Source organism: Ideonella azotifigens (genome assembly GCF_006519715.1).
Classification (GTDB): Bacteria; Pseudomonadota; Gammaproteobacteria; order Burkholderiales; family Burkholderiaceae_C; genus Ideonella; species Ideonella azotifigens.
In genome coordinates, this window is record NZ_VIDT01000570.1 from 1 (window position 1) to 3,569 (window position 3,569).

Annotated in this window: 4 protein-coding genes and 1 pseudogene; all 5 read right to left on the reverse strand. The window is 69.3% G+C overall.

Going from position 1 to position 3,569, the window contains the following annotated elements; translation table 11 throughout:
* A pseudogene (locus tag FKP22_RS34045) lies at positions 1-149 on the reverse strand (fumarylacetoacetase); the annotation flags it as partial.
* A 60-nt stretch (positions 150-209) separates the two neighbouring features.
* Positions 210-1,292, reverse strand: a complete 1,083-nt coding sequence (locus tag FKP22_RS24210; protein WP_170201056.1) for a porin — start codon at positions 1,290-1,292, stop codon at positions 210-212.
* Positions 1,293-1,419: 127 nt separating this feature from the next.
* Positions 1,420-2,226, reverse strand: a complete 807-nt coding sequence (locus FKP22_RS24215) for a cyclase family protein (RefSeq protein ID WP_141290225.1) — start codon at positions 2,224-2,226, stop codon at positions 1,420-1,422.
* Positions 2,227-2,261: 35 nt separating this feature from the next.
* The gene (locus tag FKP22_RS24220; protein WP_141290226.1) at positions 2,262-3,020 is read right to left on the reverse strand and encodes an ABC transporter permease; all 759 of its coding nucleotides are present in this window, start codon (positions 3,018-3,020) and stop codon (positions 2,262-2,264) included.
* On the reverse strand, positions 3,017-3,569 hold a 553-nt coding region (locus tag FKP22_RS24225; protein WP_141290227.1), incomplete at its 5' end, for an ABC transporter permease. The genes FKP22_RS24225 and FKP22_RS24220, both read right to left, overlap by 4 nt.

A 3,569-nucleotide genomic window follows, 5' to 3' on the forward strand; every position in this document is an offset into this window, starting at 1 on the left:
ATGGCCACGCCGCCGCGAAAGGCCTCGGCGCTGCCGGCACGGCGGAACACGCCATGTGGCAGGTTCTGGATCGGGAAGTCGGTCCCGGGCAGGTTGGCGGCGTCCACCCAGCTGCGCAGGCGGGCATCGTGTGTGGCATTCAAGGTCATGGCGAGGTGTTCCAGAAAGCACAAGGCCGAAGGGCCTGGGCGGCTGCAGGCACAGGCAGGTCAGAAGCGGTGGCGGATGCCCAGCGCGAAGCCGGTGCCGCTGCTGAGCTCGGTCATCCGGTCGTCCATCACCACGGCGTACAGGTCGGTGCGCTTGGACAGGTCGTGGCCATAACCCAGGCTGGTGGTGGTGCGGTGCAGGTCCTGGGCCCCGGCGCGCTGCATGCCGGTGCGGGCCGACGACAGCAGCCAGCGGCCGCTGCCCATCGGCGCGGAGAGGCCGAGCTGGTAGGTCTTCAACTCGATGTCCTGCGACCGCCCGGCGCGCAGGCCGGCCATGCGGGTGTCGATCGCCTGGCCGAACAGCTTGACGACGCCAAAGTCGTAGGAAGCCCCCAGGTTCCAGGTCTTCAGGTCGTGGGCGGTGTAGGGCGGCACGGCACCGGCCAGCGCGGTATCCCACAACGGGAAGGTGAGCGCGGCGTCCTGCACATGCTCCACCGAGAGGGTGGCCGCAAGATCACCTGCGCTGTAGCTCAGGCTGCCCCCGATGCGACGCCCGCCATTGCTCTTGTTGTCGGTGACCTGCAGCGCCGCCACCAGGCCGGCCAGCCTGGGCGAGGTGTAGGCCACCGAGCCGTTCCAGCCGGAGTCGGTGGCGCCGCTGCCGGTGGTCATGGGCTGCGTGGGGCTGCCCACATAGGTCTGCAGGAAGGTGGGACTCAAGGACGACGATGCGCCGAACGGGTTGAAGCGGATCATGTTCAGGAAGCCCGGCGTGGACATGCGGCCCAGCCTGAGCGTGCCCCAGTCCCCGGCCACGCCGACCAGGGCGCTCTTGCTCCAGAAGGTCTCGCCCGGAATGCCGCGCGTGGCGGCGCCCAGGTCAGGCCGGAAGAAGGTGCTGAGGTCGAACAGGCCGCGCCATCCGCCGCCCAGGTCTTCGGTGCCACGGAAACCGAGCTGCGAGGTCTCCATCAGGTTGCTCTCCACCTGCCGGTCGCGGCTGCCGCCGGCCAGCTGCTTCTGGTAGAGGCCGGCGTCCATCACGCCGTAAAGGGTGACGTTCGATTGGGCACAGGTGGTGCCGGCGGCCAGGGTCAGGCAAGCGGTGAGGGAGCTGTGCAAAAGGCACTGGTTCATCATGTCTCCTCGTGGGGTCGTTGTCGGTGGGTTGGAAATCCAGGGCGAACGATGCCGTGCGGCGGCCCCAAGGCCACCGCAGGGCGGGAATGAAGGAACGGGGCCGGCGGCGAGGCGCCGCCGAGGTTCAGCCGGCGGCCATCAAGGCCTCGTCGAAGATGGCCACGGCACGGGTCCACCCGGCCGAAGCGCCACGCACCTTGTGCGGGAAGCAGGAGACATGGAAGCCGTCGCTGGGCAGCGACTCCAGGTTGTGCAGCTTCTCGAGGTGGCTGTAGCCGATGTCACGCCCCGCCTTGTGGCCCTCCCAGATCAGGCTGGCGTCCTGCGTCTCGCGGTATTTCTTGGCGGTGTGCACAAACGGCGCGTCCCAGCTCCAGGCGTCGGTGCCGGTCAGCCGGATGCCCCGCTCCAGCAGGTACATCGTGGCCTCGTAGCCCATGCCGCAACCGGCCGAGACATAGTCGGGATGGCCATAGCGCTCGCCGGCCCGCGTGTTGATCAGCACGATCTCCAAGGGCTTGAGGCGGTGGCCGATGCGGTCCAGCTCCGCTGCCACATCGGCGGCCGTCACCACGTAGCCATCGGCGAAGTGACGGAAGTCCAGCTTCACCGCCGGCTGGAAACACCACGCCAGCGGCACGTCGTCGATGGTGGTGGACTTGCGGCGCTCGCCCAGCGCAGCGTCCATGCTGCTGTGGAAGTGATAGGGCGCGTCGAGATGGGTGCCGTTGTGGGTGGAGAGCTGCACCAGTTCCACCGCCCAGCCTTCGCCATCGGGCAGGTCCTCGCGCCGCAGGCCGGGGAAGAACGGCTCGATCTGCTCGTAGCTGTGCGCGTGGGTGAAGTAGGTGATGCGGGGCTCCAGGCCCGGCGGGTCGGAGGCCACCTCGTTTTCGAGGTAGATCGAGAGGTCGACAAAGCGGCGTGTCACAGGCAGGTCCTCGAAAGGTGGAAACAGGAGAAGGCTCAACGGCGCTGCCAGCGCAGCAGGTGGGCCTCGGCGGCCGCGAGCGCGGCATTGCTGGCGAAACCGATGCCGCCCAGCAGCATCACGCCGGCAAACAGCTCGCTGGCCTGGTACGACCGGGCGGCCAGCAAGATGGCCTGGCCCAGCCCGGGTTGGGAGGCCAGCATCTCGCCTACCACCGACACGATCAGCGAAATCGTCATCGACAGGCGCATGCCCGCCAGGATGTCCGGCATGGCATGGGGCAGTCCCACCTGGGCCACGAAGGCCCGGCGGGAGAGCTGCAGCGCGCGGCCGACCTCGCGCAGTCGCCCATGCAACGCGCCGAAGCCGTGCACCGTGGCCAGCAGCACGGGCCACATCGCACCGAAGGCCACCACCGCGAGCACCATGCCGGCTGACAGGCCGAACAGCGCAATCGCCAGCGGCATCAGCGCCGAAGCAGGCAGGGGCCGCATGAACTCCAGCGTCGGCTGCAGCCAGCGGCGGGCGGCCTCGGAGCTGCCGATCAGCGCCCCCAGCACCACGCCGCACAGCGAGGCCAGGCCCCAGCCCAGCAGCATTCGCCCCACCGTGGCCAGCGTGTCGCTGCCCAGCGAGCCCCCGGTGAACCCATCGCCCAGCGCGCCAAAGGCGGCTTCGGGCGTGGGCAGGAAGGCCCGGTTCATCCAGCCCAGGTGGCTGGCCAGCCACCACAGCCCCAGCATCGCGGCCAGCAGGGCCACCGAGCCGGCCGTGTGACGCAAGTCGAGTTTCATGGCCAAGCTCCCATGCGGCGGGCCAGGCCCTGCTGCAGCGCGCCCGCCGCCGCGTTGATGCCCAGGCCGAGCGCACCGATCCACAACAGCCAGGCCAGCATCAGCGCCGGATTCAGGCTTTGCTGGGACAGCATCAGCGCGTAGCCGATGCCGTACGGGTTGGCCGCGATCTCCACCGTGACAGCCACCATCAGCGCAATGGCCACTCCCAGGCGCAAGGCCACGAACAGGCGCGGCAGCACGGCCGGCAGCACGATCTTCAGGAACCGGTCGCGGGGCTTGAGCTGCAGCGCTGCGCTCACCTCGAGCAGCCGCGGCTCGATCTGCCGCACCGCAGCCTGGGCCAGCACCAACACCGGCCAGACGGTGGCGAAGGCCACCACGCTGGTTTCCATCGTCACGCCGAAGCCGAAGATCAGCATGGCCAGCGGAATCAAGGCCACCGACGGGATGGGCCGCAGCACTTCGATGGTCAGGAAGCTCACGCTCGCCGCCTGCCGCCACAGGCCAAGCACGGTGCCCAAGGCCAGCCCGGCCAGCCCCCCCACC

Coding starts and splice junctions, on each gene's coding strand:
- FKP22_RS24210 (WP_170201056.1), bottom strand. CDS start 1,292: ATGAACCAGTGCCTTTTGCACAGCTCCCTCACCGCTTGCCTGACCCTG.
- FKP22_RS24220 (WP_141290226.1), bottom strand. CDS start 3,020: ATGAAACTCGACTTGCGTCACACGGCCGGCTCGGTGGCCCTGCTGGCC.